This window comes from Ruegeria sp. THAF33, from assembly GCF_009363615.1.
Taxonomy (GTDB): Bacteria; Pseudomonadota; Alphaproteobacteria; order Rhodobacterales; family Rhodobacteraceae; genus Ruegeria.
In genome coordinates, this window is record NZ_CP045384.1 from 754,561 (window position 1) to 777,715 (window position 23,155).

General features: G+C 57.7%; 26 protein-coding genes and 1 pseudogene. 20 read left to right on the forward strand and 7 right to left on the reverse strand.

All coding sequences use genetic code 11. The features are described from left to right. Positions 1 to 111: 111 nt before the first annotated feature. Positions 112 to 2,403 carry a xanthine dehydrogenase family protein molybdopterin-binding subunit gene (locus tag FIU92_RS03810; RefSeq protein WP_152457296.1) on the forward strand — a complete coding sequence of 764 codons (2,292 nt, stop codon included), beginning with the start codon at positions 112 to 114 and terminating at the stop codon, positions 2,401 to 2,403. Beyond that, positions 2,381 to 3,457, forward strand: a complete 1,077-nt coding sequence (locus FIU92_RS03815) for a DUF2235 domain-containing protein (protein WP_152457297.1) — start codon at positions 2,381 to 2,383, stop codon at positions 3,455 to 3,457. The genes FIU92_RS03810 and FIU92_RS03815 overlap by 23 nt, the downstream gene beginning before the upstream one ends. A gap of 3 nt (positions 3,458 to 3,460) precedes the next feature. Here the strand turns inward: FIU92_RS03815 and FIU92_RS03820 are convergent, their stop codons facing one another. The 3 genes from FIU92_RS03820 to FIU92_RS03830 form a co-directional block, all read right to left on the reverse strand. Next, entirely contained in the window at positions 3,461 to 3,952 is a 492-nt protein-coding gene (locus FIU92_RS03820) for a hypothetical protein (RefSeq protein ID WP_172978460.1), read from the reverse strand. Beyond that, on the reverse strand, positions 3,909 to 4,205 hold the full coding sequence (locus FIU92_RS03825) for a hypothetical protein (RefSeq protein ID WP_152457299.1): 297 nt from the start codon (positions 4,203 to 4,205) through the stop codon (positions 3,909 to 3,911). Before FIU92_RS03825 ends, FIU92_RS03820 begins: the two co-directional genes overlap by 44 nt. A gap of 122 nt (positions 4,206 to 4,327) precedes the next feature. Then, complete coding sequence (locus FIU92_RS03830) at positions 4,328 to 4,903, reverse strand: GcrA family cell cycle regulator (protein ID WP_152457300.1); 576 nt, start codon at positions 4,901 to 4,903, stop codon at positions 4,328 to 4,330. Between the two features lie 126 nt (positions 4,904 to 5,029). On the opposite strand from FIU92_RS03830, the gene FIU92_RS03835 reads away from it, so the two are divergent. Continuing rightward, on the forward strand, positions 5,030 to 5,833 hold the full coding sequence (locus tag FIU92_RS03835; protein WP_152457301.1) for an ABC transporter permease: 804 nt from the start codon (positions 5,030 to 5,032) through the stop codon (positions 5,831 to 5,833). A gap of 75 nt (positions 5,834 to 5,908) precedes the next feature. Here FIU92_RS03835 and FIU92_RS03840 read toward each other — a convergent pair whose 3' ends face one another. Next, positions 5,909 to 6,793: a DMT family transporter gene (locus FIU92_RS03840; RefSeq protein ID WP_152459828.1), complete on the reverse strand. Its 885-nt coding sequence runs from the start codon at positions 6,791 to 6,793 to the stop codon at positions 5,909 to 5,911. A gap of 273 nt (positions 6,794 to 7,066) precedes the next feature. Here FIU92_RS03840 and FIU92_RS03845 point away from each other — a divergent pair, with 273 nt between their 5' ends. Further along, positions 7,067 to 8,254, forward strand: coding sequence for an aspartate aminotransferase family protein (locus FIU92_RS03845; protein ID WP_152457302.1), 1,188 nt, complete (start codon positions 7,067 to 7,069; stop codon positions 8,252 to 8,254). Between the two features lie 76 nt (positions 8,255 to 8,330). Beyond that, positions 8,331 to 9,257, forward strand: a complete 927-nt coding sequence (gene argF, locus FIU92_RS03850) for an ornithine carbamoyltransferase (RefSeq protein WP_152457303.1) — start codon at positions 8,331 to 8,333, stop codon at positions 9,255 to 9,257. On the opposite strand, the gene FIU92_RS03855 is transcribed toward argF, so the two are convergent. Next, complete coding sequence (locus FIU92_RS03855; protein WP_371419741.1) at positions 9,254 to 9,850, reverse strand: ferric reductase-like transmembrane domain-containing protein; 597 nt, start codon at positions 9,848 to 9,850, stop codon at positions 9,254 to 9,256. The genes argF and FIU92_RS03855 overlap by 4 nt on opposite strands. Before the next feature lie 8 nt (positions 9,851 to 9,858). Then, positions 9,859 to 10,347 carry a twin-arginine translocation pathway signal gene (locus tag FIU92_RS03860; protein ID WP_152457305.1) on the reverse strand — a complete coding sequence of 163 codons (489 nt, stop codon included), beginning with the start codon at positions 10,345 to 10,347 and terminating at the stop codon, positions 9,859 to 9,861. A gap of 216 nt (positions 10,348 to 10,563) precedes the next feature. Between FIU92_RS03860 and FIU92_RS03865 the strand changes: the two genes are divergently transcribed. The 13 genes and pseudogenes from FIU92_RS03865 to FIU92_RS03920 all read left to right on the forward strand — a co-directional run bounded on the left by FIU92_RS03865 (position 10,564) and on the right by FIU92_RS03920 (position 19,836). After that, complete coding sequence (locus FIU92_RS03865) at positions 10,564 to 11,397, forward strand: phytanoyl-CoA dioxygenase family protein (protein WP_152457306.1); 834 nt, start codon at positions 10,564 to 10,566, stop codon at positions 11,395 to 11,397. A 119-nt stretch (positions 11,398 to 11,516) separates the two neighbouring features. Next, positions 11,517 to 11,669: pseudogene (locus tag FIU92_RS03870) on the forward strand (pirin family protein); the annotation flags it as partial. Between the two features lie 241 nt (positions 11,670 to 11,910). Then, positions 11,911 to 13,548, forward strand: a complete 1,638-nt coding sequence (locus tag FIU92_RS03875) for a recombinase family protein (RefSeq protein ID WP_152457307.1) — start codon at positions 11,911 to 11,913, stop codon at positions 13,546 to 13,548. A 184-nt stretch (positions 13,549 to 13,732) separates the two neighbouring features. Next, positions 13,733 to 13,930 (forward strand): hypothetical protein, encoded by a 198-nt coding sequence (locus tag FIU92_RS03880; protein ID WP_152457308.1) that lies wholly within the window; start codon positions 13,733 to 13,735, stop codon positions 13,928 to 13,930. Between the two features lie 144 nt (positions 13,931 to 14,074). Beyond that, positions 14,075 to 14,512 (forward strand): Bro-N domain-containing protein, encoded by a 438-nt coding sequence (locus FIU92_RS23175; protein WP_152457309.1) that lies wholly within the window; start codon positions 14,075 to 14,077, stop codon positions 14,510 to 14,512. An 876-nt stretch (positions 14,513 to 15,388) separates the two neighbouring features. Further along, on the forward strand, positions 15,389 to 15,988 hold the full coding sequence (locus tag FIU92_RS03890) for a hypothetical protein (protein ID WP_152457310.1): 600 nt from the start codon (positions 15,389 to 15,391) through the stop codon (positions 15,986 to 15,988). Positions 15,989 to 16,047: 59 nt separating this feature from the next. Then, complete coding sequence (locus FIU92_RS03895; protein ID WP_216646558.1) at positions 16,048 to 16,680, forward strand: hypothetical protein; 633 nt, start codon at positions 16,048 to 16,050, stop codon at positions 16,678 to 16,680. A gap of 35 nt (positions 16,681 to 16,715) precedes the next feature. Further along, complete coding sequence (locus FIU92_RS03900) at positions 16,716 to 17,480, forward strand: hypothetical protein (RefSeq protein ID WP_152457312.1); 765 nt, start codon at positions 16,716 to 16,718, stop codon at positions 17,478 to 17,480. Positions 17,481 to 17,498: 18 nt separating this feature from the next. Next, positions 17,499 to 17,813 carry a hypothetical protein gene (locus FIU92_RS22710; protein ID WP_172978461.1) on the forward strand — a complete coding sequence of 105 codons (315 nt, stop codon included), beginning with the start codon at positions 17,499 to 17,501 and terminating at the stop codon, positions 17,811 to 17,813. Then, positions 17,746 to 18,222, forward strand: coding sequence for an N-acetylmuramoyl-L-alanine amidase (locus FIU92_RS03905; RefSeq protein WP_172978462.1), 477 nt, complete (start codon positions 17,746 to 17,748; stop codon positions 18,220 to 18,222). The genes FIU92_RS22710 and FIU92_RS03905 overlap by 68 nt, the downstream gene beginning before the upstream one ends. A 35-nt stretch (positions 18,223 to 18,257) precedes the next feature. Continuing rightward, a complete protein-coding gene (locus tag FIU92_RS03910; RefSeq protein WP_152457314.1) occupies positions 18,258 to 18,683 on the forward strand; it encodes a hypothetical protein in 426 nt (141 codons plus the stop codon). A gap of 203 nt (positions 18,684 to 18,886) precedes the next feature. Beyond that, the gene (locus FIU92_RS03915) at positions 18,887 to 19,510 is read left to right on the forward strand and encodes a hypothetical protein (protein ID WP_152457315.1); all 624 of its coding nucleotides are present in this window, start codon (positions 18,887 to 18,889) and stop codon (positions 19,508 to 19,510) included. Positions 19,511 to 19,554: 44 nt separating this feature from the next. Further along, the gene (locus tag FIU92_RS03920) at positions 19,555 to 19,836 is read left to right on the forward strand and encodes a hypothetical protein (protein ID WP_152457316.1); all 282 of its coding nucleotides are present in this window, start codon (positions 19,555 to 19,557) and stop codon (positions 19,834 to 19,836) included. A 105-nt stretch (positions 19,837 to 19,941) separates the two neighbouring features. On the opposite strand, the gene FIU92_RS03925 is transcribed toward FIU92_RS03920, so the two are convergent. Further along, positions 19,942 to 20,562 carry a thermonuclease family protein gene (locus FIU92_RS03925; protein WP_152457317.1) on the reverse strand — a complete coding sequence of 207 codons (621 nt, stop codon included), beginning with the start codon at positions 20,560 to 20,562 and terminating at the stop codon, positions 19,942 to 19,944. A 391-nt stretch (positions 20,563 to 20,953) separates the two neighbouring features. Between FIU92_RS03925 and FIU92_RS03930 the strand changes: the two genes are divergently transcribed. Both FIU92_RS03930 and FIU92_RS03935 read left to right on the forward strand, forming a co-directional pair. Continuing rightward, positions 20,954 to 22,234, forward strand: a complete 1,281-nt coding sequence (locus FIU92_RS03930) for a hypothetical protein (RefSeq protein ID WP_152457318.1) — start codon at positions 20,954 to 20,956, stop codon at positions 22,232 to 22,234. After that, positions 22,234 to 23,013, forward strand: coding sequence for a hypothetical protein (locus tag FIU92_RS03935; RefSeq protein ID WP_152457319.1), 780 nt, complete (start codon positions 22,234 to 22,236; stop codon positions 23,011 to 23,013). Before FIU92_RS03930 ends, FIU92_RS03935 begins: the two co-directional genes overlap by 1 nt. The last annotated feature ends 142 nt before the right edge of the window (positions 23,014 to 23,155 follow it).

Consider the following 23,155-nt stretch of genomic DNA (forward strand, 5'->3'; position numbering starts at 1 on the left):
CCAAAGGCTAGCCGAACATCCTTTGGGCGCAAACGAATTTCGGTGAACCCCGCTGGACATCGCCGGGTCGCGGGCTAGGCTCGCCCCTGATATCGCGCAGGAGGGCCACCCATGGAAAAGTTCGGCAGAAGCCAGCCGGTGAAACGGACCGAGGATCAACGGTTCCTGACCGGGCAGGGGCATTACATGGATGATGCGGTACCCGGGAACGCTTTGTTTGCCGCATTCTTCCGCAGCCCGGTGGCGCATGGTGACATCACCTCTCTGGATGTCGATGCCGCGCGGGCTGCCGACGGTGTTCGGCTGGTCATGACGCTGGACGATCTGGCCGCATCAGGCATCGACACGGTTCTGAATGCGGCGGTCTTGCAGAACCGGGATGGGTCCAGGGCCGCTGCGCCCGATCGGCACATGCTGGCCAGGGATCGCGTGCGTTTCGTGGGCGAGCCGGTGGCAGTTGTCATTGCGGATACCCTGACGCAGGCGCAGGACGCGGTTGAATTGATCTGGATGGATACGCAAGAGCGCCCGGCCAAGTTGGACGTCGAGGCCGGGGGCGAGATCCTGCACGCGGAAGCGCCCGAGAACCGAGCTTTCGATTGGGGGCTGGGCGACGAAACCGCGACCCGGGCAGCCTTTCAGGCGGCCGCGCATACCGTGTCGCTGAACGTCGCCGACAACAGGGTCATCATCAGTTCGCTGGAGCCGCGCGGATGTCAGGCGAACTGGTCCGAGGGGCGCCTGCATTTCTCCTACGGAGGTCAGGGCGTATGGGCGATGAAGGCCCAACTGGCGCAAAAACTGAAACTGGATGCGGACGACATACGCGTCACGACCCCGGATGTCGGTGGTGGTTTCGGTATGAAGGTGATGCCATACCCTGAATATTTCTGCGTCTCCGTGGCGGCGATGAAGCTGGGTCAGCCGGTGCACTGGATGTCCGACCGATCCGAGGCGATGCTGTCTGATCATCATGGCCGCGATCTGACCTCGCTGGCCGAGCTGGCCTTTGACGCCGATCACAAGATCACCGCCTATCGCGTCCACAGCAAGGTGAACCTTGGCGCATACAACAGCCACTTTGGTCAGGCGATCCAGACCAGCCTGTTCAGCAAAGTGCTGATGGGTGTCTATGACGTTCAGACCACCTATTTGCGGGTCGAAGGCTTTTATACGAACACGACGCAGGTGGATGCGTATCGCGGTGCGGGCCGCCCCGAGGCGATTTACGTGCTTGAACGCGCGATGGACCGCGCCGCGCGTGAACTGGGCGTTGACCCATGGGAACTGCGGCGCAGGAATTTCATCCGCCCCGCCGATTTCCCCTACACCACTTCCACCGGCGAAACGTATGATGTCGGCGATTTCGACATGGTTTTCACCCGCGCGGCCGACCAGACCACAGGGTTCGAGGCCCGCAAAGCTGCGGATGCCGAACGCGGTCTGATCCGGGGGCAGGGTCTCTGTTACTATATCGAAAGCATTTTGGGGGACCCTTCCGAAAACGCGAAGGTCGCGTTTTGCGAGGATGGAACGGTGAATCTTTACGTCGGCACACAATCGAACGGGCAGGGGCATGAGACGGTCTACGCCCAGTTCCTGTCAGATCAGACGGGTATCCCCATGGACAAGATCACCGTCATTCAGGGCGATACCGACCGGCTTGCCCATGGCGGCGGCACTGGCGGGTCCCGCTCGGTCACGGTGCAAAGCACGGCCGCCCTGGCCACGATTGACAAGATGATCGCCGCATTCACGCCTTATCTTGCCGATAAGATGGGGGTCGAGGAAAATGATGTGAGTTTTGACCACGAGACATTCCGAGCGCCGGGCTCCAACCTGACGCCGACCCTGACCGAAGCCGCCGAGATGGCGCGTGCCGATGGTCGAACGGATCTGCTGCAACATGAGGCCCGCGCCAACCTGGATGCGCGCAGCTACCCGAACGGCGCGCATGTTGCCGAAGTCGTGATCGATTCTTGCACCGGCGAAACCTGGGTGGACCGCTACACGGTGGTTGACGATTTTGGCAATCTTATCAATCCGATGCTGGCTGAAGGTCAGGTACATGGCGGGGTGGTGCAGGGTATCGGCCAGGCCCTGACCGAACATGTCGTGCACGATGCACATGGGCAACTGCTCACGGCTTCGTTTATGGATTACGCCTTGCCCCGTGCAACCGACATACCCATGATTAAGTTTACCTCGGCGCCGGTTCCGTCGACTTCAAACCCGATGGGGATGAAAGGGTGTGGCGAGGCTGGCACCGTGGGCGCGCTGGCCGCTGTGGCAAACGCGGTTCAGGATGCGCTCTGGGACCACGGGGTGCGGCAGGCGGACATGCCTTTCACACCTCACAAAGTATGGGAATTGCTGACGCATGAATCTGTCGCGGCTGAGTAGAAAGGTTCTGGGATGGCTCGGGCGCCCTTTGCGGTCCGAGCATTCCGCCGAGACGCGGCACCGCGAACCGATCAGCCATGTCATCATTCTTGATGGCACCATGTCCACTCTGGAACCGGGGTTTGAAACCCATGCCGGTCAGACATTTCGCCTGTGCTGCGAGATGGGCAGCAAGGTTTCGGTGTTCTACGAGGCCGGCGTGCAGTGGGAAAGCTGGAAGTCCTCGCTGGACGTGATGATGGGCCGGGGCATCAACCGCCAGATCCGTCGCGCCTATGGGTATTTGGCGTCCCGCTACAAGCCGGGCGACAAGATCTTTTTCATCGGCTATTCGCGCGGTGCCTATGGCGTGCGCAGTCTGGCCGGCGTGATCGATATGATCGGCCTGCTCAAGGCGGAACACGCCACCGAGCGAAACATACTGCAAGCGTATCGCCACTATGAATGCAACCCAGACGGCATCGCCGCCAGCGAATTCCGCCGACGTTTCTGCCACGACGGCGTCGAGATCGAGATGATCGGCGCCTGGGACACGGTCAAGGCGCTGGGTTTGCGTCTGCCGTTGCTGTGGCGCTGGGCCGAAGAGAAGCACGCCTTTCACAACCATCAGCTGGGCCCAGTCACCCGCCACGGGTATCACGCTTTGGCGCTGGATGAGACGCGCGAAGTGTTCGAACCAGTTCTGTGGACCTGCACGCCCGAGTTCAAGGGCCATGTGGAGCAGGTCTGGTTCCGTGGAACCCATGGCGACATAGGTGGCCAATTGAACGGCTACGAAGAGGCGCGGCCGCTGAGCAACATTTCCCTGATCTGGATGCTGGACAAGGCGGAATTGCACGGTCTGACATTGCCCGACGGCTGGCGCGATCGGTTTCCCATTGACCCCCATGCGCCGTCGGTTGGCACATGGCGCGGCTGGGGCAAGATTTTCCTGCTGCGAAAGCACCGCAAGGTCGGGCAGGACCCTTCAGAACGCCTGCATGTTTCAGTTTCGCCGGACGAACTGCCCGGATGGGTCGCGATGCCAAATTTACCATCGCATCCGGCGCAGTAGGGGTCAGCTTGGGACGCAGACATTTCTGACTGACACAAGCATTGCATCCGGGCGCTCAACCAGATCGAAACGCCATCTTCCTGGAGACCAGTTATAGACCCGTTGCGCATCGGGGTGATCTACTATCATCAGGCCGTGAAAGTACCATTTTGACGTGGATTTGTATCCCGTCGCAGTCGTGTAGAATGAGAAGCCCCGTAAATCGCGTACTGCCTCGACTGGCGCGTTTTTCGAGTGTTCAGCGATGCAATAGGGCGCGCCGTCCGCAATGAAATGCGCTTGAACAAGGATCATCGGAACTGTCAACAACGACCAGAGCGCGGCGATTGTCCCGATTGAAATACCAATCTTCGCCACCAGAGAAGGCTGTGGCTGCCCGCCCGATCCCGACCAAAACAGAAAGCTTGCGGCGACGGCTGTCGTCAGGGTGACACCGTGCAGAATCTGGGTGTCAGAACCAAGCGACAGCACCATGCCAAATAACGTCAGAAACAAACCGGAAACGATTGAAAAAAACGGCAATACATCTGGCGACGAGTCGTGGAATCGAAGGCAATCCCAGTAGCACAAGGCCACCAATGAACGCGGGAATGGCGGGCGCAAGCCATGAATACAAGTATGTGGCCTGAAAAAACAAAGGCAGGGTTTTTCCGCGCTCATTCGGCTCGAATATCGAAGGGTCAAACGGCTCAATGTATGCCGCGAAAATCAGCACGCTGTAGGCGCAGAACAGGATCTTGTATTTCATGGCGGGCTGAATGACCAAATCTCTTGGTTCAAAAAAAATACTGCCCACTCATCTTGCGACGGGTGGGCAGCTGAGAAAGAAGATAATGTCACGCCGCTAAAAGCAGCGTTCATAGCTGAATTCTAACGCCGACGATCCCTGCGCGAGCTCATCGGCTGGAAGGCCACTCCCACATGCGCCTCGCAATAGGGTTTGCCCGCCTCAACCGGAAGGCCGCAGAACCAGAAATCCTCGGTCGCGGGGTCGCCCACGGGCCACTTGCAGGTCTTCTCGGTCAATTCCATCAGAGTCAGCTTCTTGGCTTTCTTTTCAACTTCGTTGACCTTGGCCAGCGCCTCGGGGCTGATCTCGTTGGCCGATGGCTGCGGTGGCAGCGGCTGACCGGCGGGGATGATCTGACGGCGGGCCGGAACGACCGGTTTCGCCTCGGCGGTCGGGGCCGGGGCCGGACGCGCCGGTTCGGTCTTGGGCGCAGGTTTGGGCTTGGCCTCGGCCTTGGGGGCGGGCGCCGGTTTTTCTTTCGGTTCCGCCTTGGCCGGGGATGCGCCTGCCGTCCGGTTCGACAGGCCCAGGCGGTGCACCTTGCCGATCACCGCATTGCGGGTCACGCCGCCCAGTTCCTTGGCAATCTGGCTGGCCGACTGGCCTTCGCCCCACATCTTCTTCAGCAGTTCAACACGCTCGTCTGTCCAGGACATCGTTAGCCTTTCAAAAGCGGAAAGCGGCCCCGGATTCGGGCCGCCTTGGGAATTCGTCTCAGCCCCCTATTCTAAACACTGCTGCCCGAGTTACAAGCTGTCTTCGAATCAGGTTGAGGGCAAATCATGCAAAATCCCGCAGATCAGACCGCGCGTCGCTTCGGAGCAGTCAACTGGATGGGCCTGTACACGCTGGCGCAGCGCGAAACCCTGCGTTTTCTGGCCGTCTGGACGCAGACGGTTCTGGCACCACTGGTTACGGCGGGGCTATTCCTGTTGATCTTCACCATCGCCATCGGACCCAGCCGGCCCGATGTCATGGGTGTACCGTTTGTGATGTTTCTGGCGCCGGGGATCATGATGATGACGGTGATCCAGAATGCCTTTGCCAATACCTCGTCCTCGATGGTGATCGCCAAGGTGCAGGGCAATATCGTCGATACATTGATGCCACCGCTGTCCCCGCTCGAGATTCTGCTGGGTTACCTCGCGGGTGGCATTGCCCGAGGCGTGATGATCGCACTGGTGATCTCGATTGCGTTTCTGGTCTTGCTCTCCATTGCGCCTCAGCACCCCCTGATCGCGCTGACCTTTGTTGTTCTGGGTGGGGCATTCATGGGCGCATTGGGCCTGTTTGCCGGTATCTTCGCCAACAAGTTCGACCAGATGGCAGCAATCACCAACTTTATCGTCACGCCGCTGGCCTTCCTGTCGGGTACGTTCTACTCGGTCGAGGCGCTGCCGCCCGTGCTGAACCGCCTGACCCACCTGAACCCGGTGTTCTATCTTATCGATGGTTTGCGCTATGGAATGATCGGAGTGTCCGACAGCTCTCCGTGGCTGGGGATGGCGGTATGTACGTTTGCGACTTTCGTGATCGGAGCCATCACCTGGCTGATGCTGCGCACCGGATATCGCCTCAAGGCTTAGCGCGGCCCGGCCATCGCGGCCGGTTGCACGGGCCGGGATGCAGGCGCACCCGCTCCCGCCGTGCGGGGCAGGCTCTCAGGCGCGGCGCCGCACCGCTTCTCGCCAGACCAGGATCAGCCCGCCGGCCAGGATGGTCGCAGACCCGACCAGACTGATCCAGTCGGGGATCACATCAAAGACCGCAAAGTCGTAAAGGGCGGCAAAGATCAGCGTGGCATAGCTGATAGGGGCCACAAAGGATGCATCCGCCCGCGCCATGCCGTTGACGAAACAGGCCTGGGCGCAGGCCATCAGAACGCCGATCCCCACCAATGCCGCCCACTGCTGCGGGGTTGGCATCTGAAAGACGAAGCTGACAGCTAAAGTGGCGATCAGCACCCCCATTGCGTTGTTGATCAGCAGGATCTGCATAGGTGGCTCGCGCCCGGACAGTTTTTTGATGAAAATCAGCTCCATCCCGATCAGCGCAGCCGCTGCCAACGCCAGAAGGGCGGCGGGCTGAAAGCTGGCGGGGGTCGGGCGCAGCAGGATCATCGCGCCCGTCAAGGCGACAGCCGCCGCCAGCCAGCGCCATGGGCCGACCCGCTCGTGCAGCAGCGGAATGGCCAGCACCATACCAAAGACAGGGTTCAGAAAGGATATGGCCGTCGCATCCGCCATCGGAATGAAGGCAACCGATGCGAACATCAATGTCACCCCCGCCCAGCCAAAACTGGTTCGCCCGACGTGAAGCCCCCAATGGGGCCGCACCAACCGGGGCCGCAAAGATGCAACCGCCAGCACAATCGCCAGCAGGGCAAACAGAAACCGCCCGTGACTGATCTGCATGGCGTGCAAGGGCGGGCCCAACGCATCCGTCCCCAGCGCCTTGGCCAGCAGCGTCGTCGCCGCGATAAAGGCGGTGGCGACAAAAATCAGCGCAGCGGCAAGCGGTGGATTGTGGTGCTTGGGTTCGAACATGGCCAAGCGGTGCGCGGTTGCACAGGCTTTGGCAAGGGCAAAATTCGATCCTTGCAAAATACCGGCTTCCCAACCTGCGCAAGCATCGCTATACGGTCGGCCATGATCAAACATGTGCATATCCAACTGCTCCGACGCCGACGCATCTTTGCGTAACCGGCCTGTTTGATCTCATGTGCCCGGCAAATCGGCACAGACCTCACCAAAATTGTTGACGAACAGGGCCTTCGTGTATCACTCACGAGGCTCATACCACCTGAAAAGGATGATCCCATGATCCCGTCCGTTCTGCCGACCTATAACCGTGCGCCCCTGACCTTCGTGAAGGGCGAAGGCGCCTGGCTGACCGAGGCGGATGGCCGACGTTTCTTGGATCTCGGCGCAGGGATCGCCGTGAACGCGCTGGGCCATGCCCATCCGGCATTGGTCGCCGCGCTGACTGACCAGGCCCATGCGCTGTGGCATGTCTCGAACCTGTACAACATTCCTCAGCAACAGGCGTTGGCTGACAAGCTGGTGGAACACAGTTTTGCCGATACGGTTTTCTTTACGAACTCCGGCACGGAATCCTGCGAACTGGCCGTGAAAATGGCCCGCAAGTATTTCTATAACAAAGATCAGCCCGAGCGGGTCGAGATCATCACTTTCGATGGTTCGTTCCACGGCCGGTCGTCAGCGGGCATCGCCGCTGCCGGGTCCGAGAAAATGACCAAGGGCTTCGGCCCTCTGCTGCCGGGTTTCGTGCATGTGGCCTTCGGCGATCTGGACGGCGTGACCGACGCCATCACCGACAAGACCGCCGCGATCCTGATCGAGCCCATCCAAGGCGAGGGCGGTATTCGCCCCGTCCCCGACGCCGAACTCAAGGCGCTGCGTCAGATCTGCGACGACAACGGGCTATTGCTGATCCTTGATGAAGTCCAGTGCGGCGTCGGCCGGACAGGCAAGCTCTTTGCCCATCAATGGGCCGGCATCACACCTGATATCATGATGGTCGCCAAAGGCATCGGCGGGGGCTTCCCGCTGGGGGCCGTCCTGGCGACGGAGGACGCGGCATCCGGCATGACCGCAGGCACCCACGGTTCGACCTATGGCGGCAACCCGCTGGGCTGCGCGGTGGGCTGCGCGGTGATCGATCATGTGGCAACACCTGCCTTTTTGGAAAGCGTCAACCGCAAGGCGGGCCTGCTGCGCCAAAAGCTCGAAGCCCTGATCGCAGATCACCCCGACGTGTTCGAAGAGGTGCGCGGATCGGGCCTGATGCTCGGCCTCAAGTGCAAGCCTGCCAATATCGACGTGGTCAATGCAGGTTATGACAACCTCGTCATCACCGTTCCCGCCGCCGACAACGTGATCCGCCTGTTGCCGCCTCTCACCCTGACCGAGGACGATATCGCTCAGGCCATGATCCGCCTCGACAAGGCCGCCCGGCAGATCGAGACCCAACTCCAAACCGCCTGACCTTCATCTTTTCCCAAATACTCCGGGGGTCCGGGGGCAGCGCCCCCGGCAACCGACAGCCAGGAAACGAACCGACATGAACCATTTTCTTGATATCCACAAAACCGATTCCACCGATCTGCGGGCCATGATCGATCAGGCGGGCGTGATGAAACAGGCGCGTTTGGGCCGCCCCAAGGCCGCCCCTGACGACGAACAACCGCTGAAAGATCGCATGGTGGCGCTGATCTTCGAAAAACCTTCGACGCGGACGCGCGTGTCTTTCGACGTGGGCGTGCGCCAGATGGGCGGGCAGACCATGGTGCTGTCCGGCAAGGACATGCAGCTGGGTCACGGCGAAACCATCGCCGACACCGCCCGCGTGCTGTCGCGCTATGTCGACATGATCATGATCCGCACCTTTGATGAAACCATCCTGACCGAAATGGCTGAATACTCGGACGTGCCGGTGATCAACGGCCTGACCGACCGCACCCATCCCTGCCAGATCATGGCCGACGTTCTGACATTCGAGGAACATCGCGGCCCCATCGCTGGCAAAAAGGTGGTCTGGACCGGTGATGGCAACAATGTCTGCGCTTCCTTCCTGCACGCCGCCGGACAATTCGGATTCGATCTGACCTTCACCGGCCCCGCTCAGCTTGACCCGGAAGAAGAGTTCATGGGGTTTGCCCGCCAGAAAGGTTCGAAAATCGTGATCGAAAGAGATCCGCACAAAGCGGTGGAAGGCGCGGACCTCGTCGTCGCGGACACCTGGGTTTCGATGCATGATTCCCAGTCGGCCAAAGAGCGCCGCCACAACATGCTGCGTCCATATCAGGTCAATGCTGAACTCATGTCGCATGCCAAACCGGATGCGCTGTTCATGCATTGCCTGCCGGCCCACCGCGAGGAAGAAGCGACCTCCGAGGTCATGGATGGACCGAACTCGGTCATTTTTGATGAAGCCGAAAACCGTCTGCATGCACAAAAGGCGGTGATGCGCTGGTGCCTGGGCGTCTAAGGGCGTCGACGGATATCCCACACTTTCAATTTGGCGAGCGTACTTGCGCTCGCCAAGAGGACCAGTGCGCAAAGCGCTGTTTTGGTTACGATCTCCATCGTGCCTTCGATCAGCATGGCGTGAACAAGGCTGCCGACAATCGTCACCCCGGCCAGTGCGGTGTGGCTCAGCCGCCAAAGACGAAAGCGCTGGCGCAGACGTTTGCGGAAGACCCCTAACAGGGCCGCCCCGAAAGCGGCCCACATGGCAATGACACCCCAGGCCGAGAACGGCGTTGGCGATACGAACAACAACGCATCCACCACATCCGGCGGGCTGGTAAGCCACAACCCCGCGACATGGACCACAATCGCCAGCACCAGGGTCAGACCGATCCAGCGGTGAATGTGGCGGCTTATCACTGCGGACAAGCCCGGAAGGTATCTTCCGGCCAGAAGCGGCTGCAGCAACAGCAGGCCCAAGCTCAGAATTCCGGCAAACCCGGCGAGGATATAGGTTGGATCGCGCCACGCAAGATACGGGCTGCCTGCCGCAGCGATTAAAGGAACGGCAAGGGCGGCGATCAGGGTCGCCCAAATGACACCGGTTCGGATCACCGGGATCAGAGCGGTTGCAACACGAAATGCGCAGCCAGTGTCTTGTCTTTGGAACTGGACATCACAGGCCGCAGGAACACGGTTTCGAACGCGCCGCTGTCATAGGCCAGATGCCCGTGCGGTTGACCGAATGCAGGAACGATCTGCGGCATTTCCAGGCGGAATTCACCCTTTTCATCCGTCAAGGTCGCTCCATGGCTTTGCGGGTCACGCTCGTGCCCTTCTGTGGTATGGGCCCAGATCTGAATGCGCTGGCCGGGCAGGGGAGCGCCATCGCCCGCCCGTCGTACGGTGCCGGTCATCCAGAACCCGCCGCCACCGATCCGGTCCACGATTGGCGCACCGGGGCGATAGTTGTTTGATCCGCCCCGCATTGAAGGCGTCGGCGCAATCCCGGCTGCGCGGGCAGGCACCAAAAGCCCTGTGGCGCCGGTTGTCAAAACGGCAACACCTTGGGTGATCAGGGAACGACGGGACAGCAACGCATCTGTCATTGAGAAACCTCCAATACGCGATCCAATCTTGTCAGTCTGCGGCTTCCATCTGAAACATAGCATGTTTCTTTCAAAATCCGAGGCCGTGCGCGGTTGGATTCCCGCGCCCTCACGGTTCTGTGAGTGATTCCGGATCGTCGAAACGAATCTCTTTGACCTCTGGCGGTGCGTGGTGCGATGCTCGGGGCCACCGAACCACATCGGGATGTTCATTCCATGACGACAGCAGATCTGGTTACACAGGAAGACATTGCCGCCTTCCAACGCGATGGTGCTGTTGTTCTGCGGTCGAAATTCTCATCCGATTGGTTGTCATTGCTGCGCGCAGGTATCGACGCCGACCTTGACACGCCGACCGATAATTTCACCTGTCATACCAAGGATCCGAACGCCCCGGGCTATTACGAAGACTACTGGGCCTGGAACAAAATCCCGCAATTCAACGAATTCGTTCACAAGTCCCCCTGCGCACCGCTTGCCGCCGGGTTGCTGGGGGCGCCATCCATTAACCTTGTCATGGACAACTGGTTCCTGCGCGAGGCCGGCTCGACCTCGCGCCCGCCCTTCCATCAGGACCTGTCGTACTTCGACTTCGAAGGCACGATGTGCGTCCTTTGGCTGCCGCTGGAACCTGTGACCAAGGAAAACGGCATCGCATTCGTGAAGGGTTCACACCTGTGGGACAAGCTGTTCATGCGGGTGCGGTTTGCCGATGGACATCCCAGCTATGAGCCCACCGAAGTCGCCGGGCTGACCTATCACCCGCCACCCGATGTCAATGCCGACCCCGGCGCGTATGAGTTGCTGCAATGGGATCTGGAGCTTGGGGATTGTATCTTTTTCGACATGCGAACGCTGCATGGCGGGCTGTCCTCGACCACGCCGTCGGAAACGGTGCGGCGCTTCACCCTTCGCATGACGGCACCTGATGGTGTCATCCGGTATCGCGGCGACTGGGCCAAGGACGAGCGCGCGCAGTTCGAGGCGGCAGGCTATGGCGAGGGGGATCGGATTGACGGGCCGTTTTTCCCGCAACTCTGGCCGCGTTGATTGGAACGGCGCCGCACTCAATCTGTGCGATTGTGCACTTTATGGGCTGCTTTGCGTGGCTATTTCTTACCTGAGTGAACGCGGGTGGCCTGACCATCTGCAACGAAGGGAGAGCTGAAATGAGTTGGAACCCGACACACAATCCGGACTGCATCTCGGAGAATCCGGCGCTGGACACATTAATCATCCCGCGTGCCCGTGACCTGGGTGGGTTCGAAGTGCGCCGCGCGTTGCCTTCGGTAAAACGACAGTTGGTGGGCCCTTTCATATTTTTGAAGTGAATTCGAAATGACCCTATCAACTACGCATGCTGAGGTTGCTTGGTGTGTGCATGAGTTGGTTCGGGTTGTTCCTTCGTTCATGTCCTTTCCAGTGTCCTCAGTCACCAGACGAAACAAAGGGCAACACCATAGGTACACTTGACCGTGATCGGCCTCATCTCCAATAGGACGCGGAGAGATATCGGACCGATCACCCAGGGTGAACCTACCGGTACAACGGAGAGACACGGGAATGGATACCAACGCAGCGTTCGGCAACGACGGCACGGGCAGACCCCTAGCATTCAGCTATAGGAGGTTCTCCTCGGCGCAACAGAAGGACGGTAACAGCATCAAGCGTCAGACCGAAGCTGCTCAGGCGTGGTGCGATGCGAACGGCTACGAACTGTCGTCGAGTAACTTCGAGGACCTTGGGGTGTCTGCCTTCAAAGGTGCGAACGCCGAAGTAGGGGCCTTGCGGGGCTTTCTCGAGGCCGTGGAAGAGGGTTCTGTGCCGCATGGCTCAACCCTCCTCGTGGAGTCTTTGGACCGCCTGTCACGTCAACACTGGCAGCGTGGTCTTGCGTTGTTGCAGGACATTGTTGAGAGCGGAGTTAACCTCGTGACTCTGTTCGATGGGAAGATGTTCAAGGCGAATGAGCTTATCGACTTTGCAGACGGCATCATGCTGCTGGTTGGGTTCCAGAGAGCGAATGAGGAAAGTGAGGTCAAGTCAAAGCGCCTGACCGCAGCTTGGGGTGCTAACACGGATGAGACACTCGCAGGTAACCGTGTACGCTCCTCTCAGACACCTGCGTGGATCAAGGTTCTTGGTGACCCCAAGACATCCAGAGAGTTCGAAGTCATCAAAGATAAGGCTGATCTGGTCCGTGATGTATTCGAGAGATTTGCTAACGGTGAACGCCCTGTCGGTATTGCCCGTGATCTAGCCGCTCAGGGTGTACCCGCGTTGGTCCGGGGGCAGTGGCGGGGGCAGACTGTAAGCCAATTGGTACGCTCAGAGGCCGCGTATGGCACCCTCGAGATAGGCCGCAAGATTAAACCCGAGGAGAAGGACGGCACGGTACCGCTCGCCAAGGGGCTTTACCGCAAGTCTGACCGTGTGATCATCGACAAGGTGAGGGATTACTTCCCGAGGATCGTGGATGAGGACACTGAGCGGCGCGTTAGGTTCCGTCTTGAGCAGCGTGAGGCTGCTGGGGGTGCTTCGGTCAAAACAACATCGCCCGTTGAACCCATGCGTCGGCAGACCAAAGCGGCACTGACGGGTGTACTCAAGGTTCCCGGTACTGACAGGAACGCAAAGCGTAAAGCCTATGCTCGAACCGCTGCCTACATTGATCCAGTATTGAATACCTACATAGGGGCCGTGTCCCACATCGACGGAGTATTGATCGATTATTGGCCTGAGATCAGGAAGGCCAACGCGGTCGAAACCACACCAGAGACCGAGGGCCTCGAGGCAGCACTGTTGGATGCTCAAGGAACACTCGAGTACCTCCAATCGAAACCCGCAGTGACACCCCGCTTGCAGCTTGCGGCACAGGCTGAGGTCGAGGAACTTGAGGCCGAACTGAAACGGATCACCGAGAGTGCCGGTCTGGGTGTGATCGATCTTCCCCGCGATGTGAGTGACCTCGAGCCTCACGAGTTGAATGCGCTGGTGCGTCGGGTTGTTGCTCGTGTTGACGTCTACAAGGGCGAGGAGATGCGCCTCTCAAAGACACCTCGAAAACGTGCCAAAGGCATCAGGGTGCCGCATCCAGTCTATGACCTCAGCGTCACCATGCGGAACGGGATAAAGCTGAACATTGGGAAAGGATTGAGTGGCCTCAAACCGAGGAGGTCAACAGACGAAGTGATCCACTAGGCGTCTGCTTAAACAACCTTGAGAGTGGGCCGCTACTGGCTACCAGAACCTTATAGATACTTGCGATATCGCAAGGTTTAACATATTGTAATCCTTGCAAAAATGCCTTGTAGTTGTTGTTGACGCCACTGATTCCGACCCGCTATTCAGGTCCCATCAAACACGGAATAGAAGGAATTACCGAATGACAATGACACACTTCGCGAATACCCAAGATGCAATTGCGTTCGCCATCGATGAGAAGATCGCCGATTTGCGAGAAGAACACGCGGCGGCAATGGGATCACTTGCCGATCAGTACACCGACGAGGAGTTCCATGCGTTGGAGGGCAGGATCACCGATTTGGAGACGGTCGGTCGCTCTATGGGCCTGAAGGTTTAACCCCGTCTAGGCAATTACAACTGACTTCTGAATGAACCCAAAACGTCTCGGCTGGTGTCCATCTGGCCGAGGCTCTGAAAACCCCTAAATCAGCGTTTTGTAGGTCACCCTACCTGACCCCTGTTTTTAGGCTCTTATTTCCCAATGAAATCAAAGGCTCACAGTAGCCAAAATGGAAGGTCGAGGGTCTGCGAGGTCGATACCATCCGCGTCGTGGAAATCGACGGGAACCCGTGGTTCAACGCTCATGACGTCGTCCAAGTTCTTGGCGTCAAAAACACAGCCAATGCGATCCGGCCACTGCATGAGAACGAAACAAGTGTTTATCGGATGAACACTTCGGGACGCCCCAGCCGGATCATCTCCGAGAGTGGCCTCTACAAGATCATCATGCGCTCCGACAAACCCGAGGCCCGTGCGTTCCAAGATTGGGTCACTCAGGTTGTCCTCCCGGCTATCCGCAAGGACGGTGGATCACCCGACGACCGCCGAGGGAACACGGGTGCCGGAAACCCAATGAAACAAGGGGTTTTGAATTTGTGGCCCCTTATGAGAAGAAGAAACGAAAAGATTTACCTATAATGTACACCCAGAGTACACCTCAGGTTCACTCCCGGTATCTCCTCAGTGTGATTGATCGATGATGGACACAGTTGATGGTCATTCACCGGTCGATGACACGCTAGGTACATCTCGTTGTAAATCAATGGGTTGGAATTAGTGCTGACTTATGAGTGACAGATACCAACAGTTATACCTATAGTTACACGATCAGGTTCCTCGCAAGGCTTCACAGCTCTCTATCAGTGTACCTCAGGTGCCTGTCCACCACCGATAATCAACCAACTACTGTGACCATCAATCCTAACCCCTATACCGCATCGATCTTGGTCCTTTGGTCGATGCTGGTTCAAGTCTCACGCGCATCCCTGTCGTAACTGACGGGTCGATGTAGTGAGACCTTTACCGTTTCACTCCGCCCGTGTTGTCTTTGTGAGCTTGACACATGGGCGGGGCGAAGAGGGTGTTCCTGTTCCTTCCGACTGTATCGCAGGGACACCCTCAGTAATCCCAAAGCACAACCCAGCACCAGCATCCAATGAGGCCACCATGACCACCAGCCTACAAGGCTTCGTCTGTGCCTCTGCCACATGCGAGAACCCACTGCCCGCCTTTGAGTACACCGAAAGACCACCTCAGCGATGGGGCCTATGTTCCCGCTGTCGGGGGGTCGTCCAGAACCGTGGGGTTCCTCTCGGTGGCTACATCCCCGGTGGAGCAATCAACACTGTTGCACGGTCGGTGATGAAGAAGACCAAGCCTTCATCGTCGGAGGTCGCTGAGGCCGTCCGGTTAACCCGAGGCACAAGGCATCGCGTCGGTGATTGGGCTGACCGTCCAGCCTACCGAATGGCTGTACTGAGACACGGCAAGGCCAGAGAGAGGTTGCCACATCTGTTGGTCGGTAGACGACACGTGCCGAACGCATCAGCCATTGCCAGATCATTCGTCCACTACGTCCTCGCCCGAGAGTTCCTCGGTACTGGTCATCGCTATAACGTCTACCTCGCTGGCGCGACTTTCATGGGTCGCCAAGGTCTTTGTGTCCCGCCTGGTCGCAAGGATGAGGTGCTGACCGGTGATGTCCACTACTCGAAGTACCGCCTGAGTTACAACGACTTCGCCATTATAGGCACACACACGCTCAAGGCAGCTGAGAAGCTTGGTCTGCGTCGATCTGATCGAGACCTAACCGCATTCATTGTGACCGCCTACGGGCGTCTCCTCGCCTCTGGTGAGGCATTCACTCCGGTCTCCGTTCCCATTCGATCCATGAAGACGGACATGCTCGGTGACAGCCTGTTCGATCACGTCCTCCCGAGGTCCCCAGCGATACCCCAGCGATACCACAAGGTGATCCGCAGGTCGTCGGGTCTGATCAAGGGTGAGTGGCCTGACGGCCTCGACCCCGTGTCCGATCTGACACCCCGACCGACACCCACTCCACGGCCAGCACCACCCCCGATGCCATCTACGGATTGGCTGTTTGACAAATAAGGACCGTCACCATGCCCCCAGCGCAGCGTAGAGCAAAACCCAAGAAGCCACCCCGGCAGATGTACCTCAAGACCTGCAACGCCTGCGGTGCGGAACACGAGACCCACAAACCCAAAGCCTCGAGGTGCAACCGGTGCATCGCTGAGAACCGCAGGATTACCTACAAGTCCTGCATCTCCTGCGGTGTAAAGTTTCCGGCTCCATTCGGCGATGAATACAACTGCCTATCCTGTGCCGAAGCTCATGGGATTGGGCAGGCAGAACTCACCCCAGAACAACGCGAAGCACTCAAGGCAGAAGAGACGCTCGCTCGATGGAAGAACAAGGTCGCGACCCTCGAGGCAGCACTCGACGAACGCAGCAACGCAAAACCCAAAGGGACAAAACTCATGAACGAAAAGACCAAGGCATCGGCTGTTGGTGTCGCTTGGCTCGAGTTGTGCGCAAGGGACGGACAGGTCTCCGCGCTGTCGCAGATACATGAACGCGATATCGATGAAGACACAAAGCTGCGTATCGTCCTTGCGTATTCCCGCATTCGACTTCGCGGTTACTCGGTCGAGGCAATCTCGAAGCTCTGCCCGGTACACCTGATGAGCCTTGATGAAGGCAAAGCAATCGACGTCCTGCCATTCGTCGAAAATCCGCCAACACCACAGCAAATGGCCGAGATTGAACTCGGTCTCCACTAGCCCCTCTAACCCCCAATCAAAAGGACCCATGAAACATGGTTGATAGAGTAACCCTCGGTGGTGGTGATGCCACCGTACAGACGATGATCTCCTCCAAGGAACACGCCTCAAGCAGAGACTACGTGAGTAGTGCCGTCACCGTCCGCAACACAAACAACATCCAGCGCGAGGTCCACTCACAGAGTGATCTCAGCGACACCGACGTGATCAATGTTCAGGGCATGTCGATGAAGGTCGCCCAGGCTAAAGAACTTGGCCTGTTGAACACCGTCTTTGATGAAGGTCTGTCTTTCGGTGCTGCTCAACGTGCCGCGCAGGATCACCAGTCGCAGACGCAGGAGACCCCTGAGGAGACCCCACGTAGCGACACAGGGTTTCCCGAGTTCGACACCGTGGTCGATGGTCTCAACGCCGCTCTCGACGATGATATCATGACGATGGGCGAGGCTCAGGTATACGAAGCAGCTTTCGGTCAGATTGCCATGTCCGGTATGTCGGTCGATGAGGTAACTGAAACCATGCGCGGTCTGGCTGATGGGTCGGTGTCGGAGCTAGACGTAGATGGTAGCACTCGCGCCATGTTTGCGAATGTTCAAAGCACGGTCACCGAGGCAGCAACACAGAGCGCAATGCAGGAACTCGGCCCGGATGGCTTCGACTTCCTGAAGCAAGCAGCCTTCACAAACCCCGGTGTTGACCGCGTGGTCCGCCAGTTCGCCGTAGATCGAGCAGCGGGTCGCGCCGATGGCATCACGTGGACCGAGTTCGCTCAGCACATCCGCGAACAACTTGGTCACTGACCTTCGGCATCAGCACGAATGACCGATCTATTAAACAAGGCTTGGGACACAGATATCGATCTGGTCCTGAACCGTATCCAACCCCGCACCTGCGCAGACCCGGATTACTTTTATGCGACCGTCGATCTCATCGAAGATGGGCGTTCACCGACAGGGACCGGGCAGTTGACGCTCAGTGAACTCGAAGCATGGGCAGAGCGCGTGAAGAAAGGAACCAAGGCCGATGTTGAAGATCAGACGCGCATCCACGTACCTGAGAACAACGATGTTCGCCACGTTGCCCCGCGAGAAGACCACCGGCCTATTCGTCAGATACACCCATCACCCAGCTGATCCACGAATAGATGCGACAATCATCGATATCGAACACGCCAAGACTGGTCGCTTCGGGATTGGCTGGCACTACTTGGTGCTGGTCGATGGTACGGTCGAGATTTGCCGCCACCCTCTGTCGGTCGGTGCCGTCGGTCGTGAAAACTTCACGAGAAGTCATATCCAGATCGGCGTGGTCGGTGGACGGGATCGTGAGACAGGCAAGTTCTCCGAGACCCTCACAGATGCCCAGCGCGAAGCACTCGAGGAACTCTACCAGCGACTAGCGGATACACTCGGTGTTCCTCTCGGTATCGATGAGAGCCTCGAGAAATATGCCCACAAACAACACCAACAAGACGAAGCCGCAGAGGCCGAACTCGAAGAACGCCTCGACCGCAACGAGGCGATGACCACAGGCGTCTACTGACGACGCCCAAGAACAACAAAAAGAAAGCTGACCCCATGAAGGACCAAACCGAAACACCCGAGGAAACTCGCAGATGCCGCCACTGCGCAGGACCGATCCCGTCTCACAAGCAACGCAGCGCGGTCTATTGCCACAAGAATTGCAATCGCAAAGCTGTGTATCACCGGAAGACCCCTGAGGAACGCGCTGAGATCAACAAGAGATCGAACCAAAGGCGCTACGTCAAAGACCTACTGCCCCGCATTCAGTTGCTCAAGCAGGTAGCCTCAGAGTTACACGCAGGCAGCGACGTGGGTTACGCTATCGCCGCGCTGGTTCACCGGCAGACGCTAACCGATTGGCGGTGGTCGCTTGCAATCGGTTACGCCCAATCTCAGGAAGCTCTGGTTCATCTTGTGGGTGGCCCTGAATATCTGGAAGAGATCATAGAAAAAGAAATCGAAGCGGTAGCGCTTCACTGACCTCTGGCGTCGTCTTGCCGATTATGAGGCGCTCTCAATAGGCGCTCATTAAATTCCGCGTTTCCCGGCGAAACGTACAATCACCCATTCCCCCGGAAAATCAGAAAGTTGTGGTTGAGAAAGCCTGTTCCATCAGTGGGTTACAGGAGGCGTTCTCACGTCCGCAGCTTTCGCACCATCCCCGCAATCAAGGAACCTAGCATATGTCCCTCGAGACACTCCCTGCATCCGCCAAGAAGGCGACCCAATACTTCATCGACAACAGCAAGCTCCGCAAAGGTAAACGCCGAGATGCGTTGATCGACCAGATCGCACAAGCCAAGCGACCCATGGTTCACGCCAAGAAACTCTTGGACACCTTCGGCAAACCCAAGCCTGCATCGCTGACCACCAAAGAGTTCGAGCATCTGTTCCTTGAACACGTTGCCAAGTCCGGCCTGCCCGATCCAACCGTCCTGCCGATGATCAAGAAGGCAAAGCTCCGAGCCTACCGCCAAGACCTTTCGCTCGAGCAGGCCAAGCACGTTATCAAGATCGCTGGCCGTGCCTTCAATGGCCGTTGCCAAGATGAGATCGACCAGAGCCGCGATGCCGCGCGTCTCGCTTTGGGATTAGACCCCTACGTCAAACCCGAGATCACCGCGAAGAAACCCGAGGTCAGCCCAAGCATGGCCGAGAACAAGGTTGCTGACGCTATCGGCTACGTCGAGACCACAGCGTCGGACACGGCTCGACGGTTCTACGCCAAGGCTATCGCTGAGAATGCTCGAGGTGAACTCACGACCCATCGGGCAGAGCAGATCGCCAGACTTATCAGTGTTCGATGAACCATCATCGCTACCAACAACAACGACACAAGGACCCAGAAACCATGACATCCAAAACCAACCCCACACCGGGACCACTGACCGACGACACCGAAAGCTGGAAGCGCACACTGTCGATCCTCGCGGGCATCAAACAGGTTGCCGGTGAGGTACGCGCCGAAGCTCGCCAGATCGAAGCGGCTTATCCTGACCAATGGATTAAACCCGGCCATTGGGAGCGGGCCGATTTGGTAAGCGCTCTTAACAACGCTTACGCGGTCATGAGCGCAGACGTTCGCGCAATTGCCCGTAGCCGTAACATAGCCGTGCCTGAGAGTTTGAGGTGACGATGGACAAATTCAAAACCTCAAATCACAGGTTTCAAGCGGCTCAGGGTTAACCCTTTGGCCGCTCCTACTTACGCCACATCAGCTACGGCTTTGGATGTACTGTCAGTTGTTCATTTTCCGAGCGGCCTGCTTCGCGTCGTATTGCTTCCACAGCCCCATATGTCCGTTTTGCCGCGCGTTTGCCAGCCATAGCTTCTTTCGAGCGTCGGGCATTTCCATAGACCGGTACTGTCCACCGGAGAATTTTGGCCAGTCTATCGCTAGACCAAGTTTGACCATTTCAGCGGATAGATCACGGCCATCCTCAAGGTAGCACTTTGCAACAGTCCGTCCGTGGGTGTCTTGCTCGGTCACCTCGGCCCTAATTTTTTGACCCTTGCAAAGCGAAACGAGCGCCCATTTCGCCTTCTTGCCATAGGGATGGTTCATCTCGGGAGCATCGACGCCGAACAGACGAACCTGTGTTTTTTTAATGACCAGTGTATCGCCATCTACAACGTACGCTGAACCCGCTAGTATCGTTACGTCGGGTTTCGGGACCGTATGGCCTGGATCAAAACGCTCTGGCTGCGATGTGCGCTGCCGTTGGTTCGTAGCCAATCTAGGGTTCTCATGCACACCTGACTGACTCGGCGACGTAGTTGTATCGTCTGGCCTGTTACTGCGAATTGCCAAATACACAGCAATAGCCAAAACCAAACCCAAAACTATCAATATTTCCACGAGCTAGGTCTCCAAGAGTTAGGTCAATCAAATTTTTCGCACTGGATCAGGATCGAACCAAGCACACGTTCGGGTTGATATGCTAGGGACACCTCATATTCACTCAGGAAGATGTGACGGATTTACCCCGCTGAGCGAATTCACGCGTGTGACAACGAGGCATCTGATCTATGCTCATTGCCGCTCCCAGAATAGCAACTGGAATTTCAGTTGGTTGATGTTTTTCCCGTCTTCTAGAGCTGGTGATGCAAGTTGGCGAAAACTCACATAGGAATGGCAGCTTCGCGCAAGCAATCCATTCGCAACGTCCAGATGTGCAACCCAGGGTGAAAAGTCTTAATAAATGATTAAGTGACGAACATCGCGTGATGAGTGTGGAGCATGTTGAAATATGACTGAGAACAAGGATCGCTTGACGGCTGAGGAAGCAAAGGGACTTCGGACCGCAAAGGAACTAGAAGGTCATCTCGCGTGGTTGGACACGTTTACCCCCGCAGCCTTGGGTGTCCTAGCCATCGCATCTGGTATTTACACCTATCTCGGTGTGTCCTCATTGCTCGAAGATAACGGTGCGGTATCTTTTTTTGCAGCCGTTGCGTACTCAATCGCGGTCTCTGTCGGCATATTCGTCTTTTGGAGCTATATGCTCCGTCTGCTGCCTTCAATGCGTACGGCTAGTGGCTTCATTGGTTTGACGATCTCCACGATTGTTGGCTCGGTCGCCATTATCGCCATGTCTAGCTGGCTGAACGCCGCCGCACTCGCAGGCTCGGCGGCAGTCGAACAACACTTGGAGAACACTGTTCGTGACTACCAAGCTGCTCTCGAGCAAGCCCACGACATAGCCCTCAGTGGCCAAGCGTTGGGTCGCGAGGTGGAACGCGCCCGCCAGAGTTTTGAAGAACTGGCTGAACTCGAGCAGTCCGGAGACCTCTCAGGAACCGCCGGTCGGGGTGCCGTGTTTCGTGTGCTGACACAAAAAGCTGAGGAGTTGCGAAACCTTGAAGAGCAGATCGCGGCGCAACAAGAACCTATCGAGGAAGCCTTCCAACAAGGCAACGAAATCCTCGCAAAGATGCGCGAGCTTACTGTAGCCCCCGGTCCAGTGGATCGCCGTTCGGTTCAGTTCTCCGAGGAAAGCGTGAAGCTGGCGGGTGTTATCTCGCGCCTAAACCAGTACAGCGTGGCACCACTGGTTGCTCGTGCTGCTGAGGACCTGCCATCGTCGGTCGTACTACCAGAGCTTGATGGGCGCAGTTCCGACGTACGAGACGCGCAATCGTCCACAATCAACTCCGTTTTGAACGCGCTGGACCAACGCAGCAAGACACTCAAGAACGCTGCTGACGAGGTGTTGGACATGGAGCCACCCATCGAGACGGCATATAACCCGATTTCCAGCGCCGATGCGGTGATCAAGTACGCCCACAACTTCGTACCTTCTTGGGCTGGAGCTATAGCCATCGACTTGTTGCCCGCCGTGTTGGTGTTTGTGCTGGCTATCACACAAGCCGCAATCCGCAGTGGTAAGGACGGCATGAGCATTGAGGATACTCTGACGCTTTCTGACCTTAGAGCCGCAATGAATGCCATGAAGGACGTAGAGGCGACAATGGGCGTGGCAGACGCAGCTATCCTCAACCGCGCCACTCCACAAAAAGATGAAACGTGATGAACTTACTAAGTCGTCTCGATCCTCGTTCTGGGCTGCGCTACGTACTGATCCTTCAGCTCGCGATTGCGGGCGTTCTGATAGCGTCGGACGTACTTGGTGTAATGCCCAGCCCGTTCAAGGAGCGTGTTGAACTTCCGACTGGCCCGATATCCCCCGGCGATCAACGTCGAGAGTATCGCACTGATCGTAGCGATCCGTCACTTGTGCCGCAGGACGGACCTCTGGACGTACCCGTGCCAGAGGCTTTTCCAAACCGATTGGACTTTTCAGTTCAGGAAGTCGAAGGAATGGGGAGAATACTTCTTCTTAGCGGCCAGATAGAGGTGGACGACTCGGCCCGCTTCGCTTCGTACCTGTCCGACATGCAGGAGAAGCCCGACCTAGTGGCTCTCCACAGCCCGGGAGGAGTAGTTTCTGAGGCACTGTCCATTGGTAAGCAGGTAAGAGGTGCTGAGCTTTCTACAGCCGTTCTAGCTGGCTCGATGTGCGTATCGTCATGTCCTTACGTTCTTGCAGGCGGTGAGGAACGCGTCGTCTCTCTTCGCGGCATTGTAGGTATGCATCAGCACTACTACGACCAACCTCGCTTAATACCTGTCGTCTTCGCGGTAGAGAGCATCCAGAAGGGGCAAGGAGAGACGATGCAGCATCTGATTGACCTGGGTGTGGACCCGTCACTGATGCTGTTCTCACTGAACACACCACCCGAGGAAATCTATGCGCTTATCGAGGACGAACTCGTGGATACCCGCATAGCGACCCAAATTATCGATTAACACGAGACCCCGAGGACTTCGCCTTGTTCAAGAAGCTAACAATTGCCTTGGCATTTTTCGCCACTACTGCTGCCGCTGGTGGCCTCCAAGTACGCGACGCGGACACGATCGTTGTCGATGGCACTCCGGTCCGTTTGAACGG

Bases quoted from the DNA above. Each gene is read 5' to 3' on its own strand.
- FIU92_RS03810 (WP_152457296.1), top strand. From the start codon at position 112: ATGGAAAAGTTCGGCAGAAGCCAGCCGGTGAAACGGACCGAGGATCAA.
- FIU92_RS03815 (WP_152457297.1), top strand. From the start codon at position 2,381: ATGAATCTGTCGCGGCTGAGTAGAAAGGTTCTGGGATGGCTCGGGCGC.
- FIU92_RS03825 (WP_152457299.1), bottom strand. From the start codon at position 4,205: ATGAAATACAAGATCCTGTTCTGCGCCTACAGCGTGCTGATTTTCGCG.
- FIU92_RS03830 (WP_152457300.1), bottom strand. From the start codon at position 4,903: ATGTCCTGGACAGACGAGCGTGTTGAACTGCTGAAGAAGATGTGGGGC.
- FIU92_RS03835 (WP_152457301.1), top strand. From the start codon at position 5,030: ATGCAAAATCCCGCAGATCAGACCGCGCGTCGCTTCGGAGCAGTCAAC.
- FIU92_RS03840 (WP_152459828.1), bottom strand. From the start codon at position 6,793: ATGTTCGAACCCAAGCACCACAATCCACCGCTTGCCGCTGCGCTGATT.
- FIU92_RS03845 (WP_152457302.1), top strand. From the start codon at position 7,067: ATGATCCCGTCCGTTCTGCCGACCTATAACCGTGCGCCCCTGACCTTC.
- argF (WP_152457303.1), top strand. From the start codon at position 8,331: ATGAACCATTTTCTTGATATCCACAAAACCGATTCCACCGATCTGCGG.
- FIU92_RS03860 (WP_152457305.1), bottom strand. From the start codon at position 10,347: ATGACAGATGCGTTGCTGTCCCGTCGTTCCCTGATCACCCAAGGTGTT.
- FIU92_RS03865 (WP_152457306.1), top strand. From the start codon at position 10,564: ATGACGACAGCAGATCTGGTTACACAGGAAGACATTGCCGCCTTCCAA.
- FIU92_RS03875 (WP_152457307.1), top strand. From the start codon at position 11,911: ATGGATACCAACGCAGCGTTCGGCAACGACGGCACGGGCAGACCCCTA.
- FIU92_RS03880 (WP_152457308.1), top strand. From the start codon at position 13,733: ATGACAATGACACACTTCGCGAATACCCAAGATGCAATTGCGTTCGCC.
- FIU92_RS23175 (WP_152457309.1), top strand. From the start codon at position 14,075: ATGAAATCAAAGGCTCACAGTAGCCAAAATGGAAGGTCGAGGGTCTGC.
- FIU92_RS03895 (WP_216646558.1), top strand. From the start codon at position 16,048: ATGTACCTCAAGACCTGCAACGCCTGCGGTGCGGAACACGAGACCCAC.
- FIU92_RS03900 (WP_152457312.1), top strand. From the start codon at position 16,716: ATGGTTGATAGAGTAACCCTCGGTGGTGGTGATGCCACCGTACAGACG.
- FIU92_RS22710 (WP_172978461.1), top strand. From the start codon at position 17,499: ATGACCGATCTATTAAACAAGGCTTGGGACACAGATATCGATCTGGTC.
- FIU92_RS03905 (WP_172978462.1), top strand. From the start codon at position 17,746: ATGTTCGCCACGTTGCCCCGCGAGAAGACCACCGGCCTATTCGTCAGA.
- FIU92_RS03910 (WP_152457314.1), top strand. From the start codon at position 18,258: ATGAAGGACCAAACCGAAACACCCGAGGAAACTCGCAGATGCCGCCAC.
- FIU92_RS03915 (WP_152457315.1), top strand. From the start codon at position 18,887: ATGTCCCTCGAGACACTCCCTGCATCCGCCAAGAAGGCGACCCAATAC.
- FIU92_RS03920 (WP_152457316.1), top strand. From the start codon at position 19,555: ATGACATCCAAAACCAACCCCACACCGGGACCACTGACCGACGACACC.
- FIU92_RS03930 (WP_152457318.1), top strand. From the start codon at position 20,954: ATGACTGAGAACAAGGATCGCTTGACGGCTGAGGAAGCAAAGGGACTT.
- FIU92_RS03935 (WP_152457319.1), top strand. From the start codon at position 22,234: ATGAACTTACTAAGTCGTCTCGATCCTCGTTCTGGGCTGCGCTACGTA.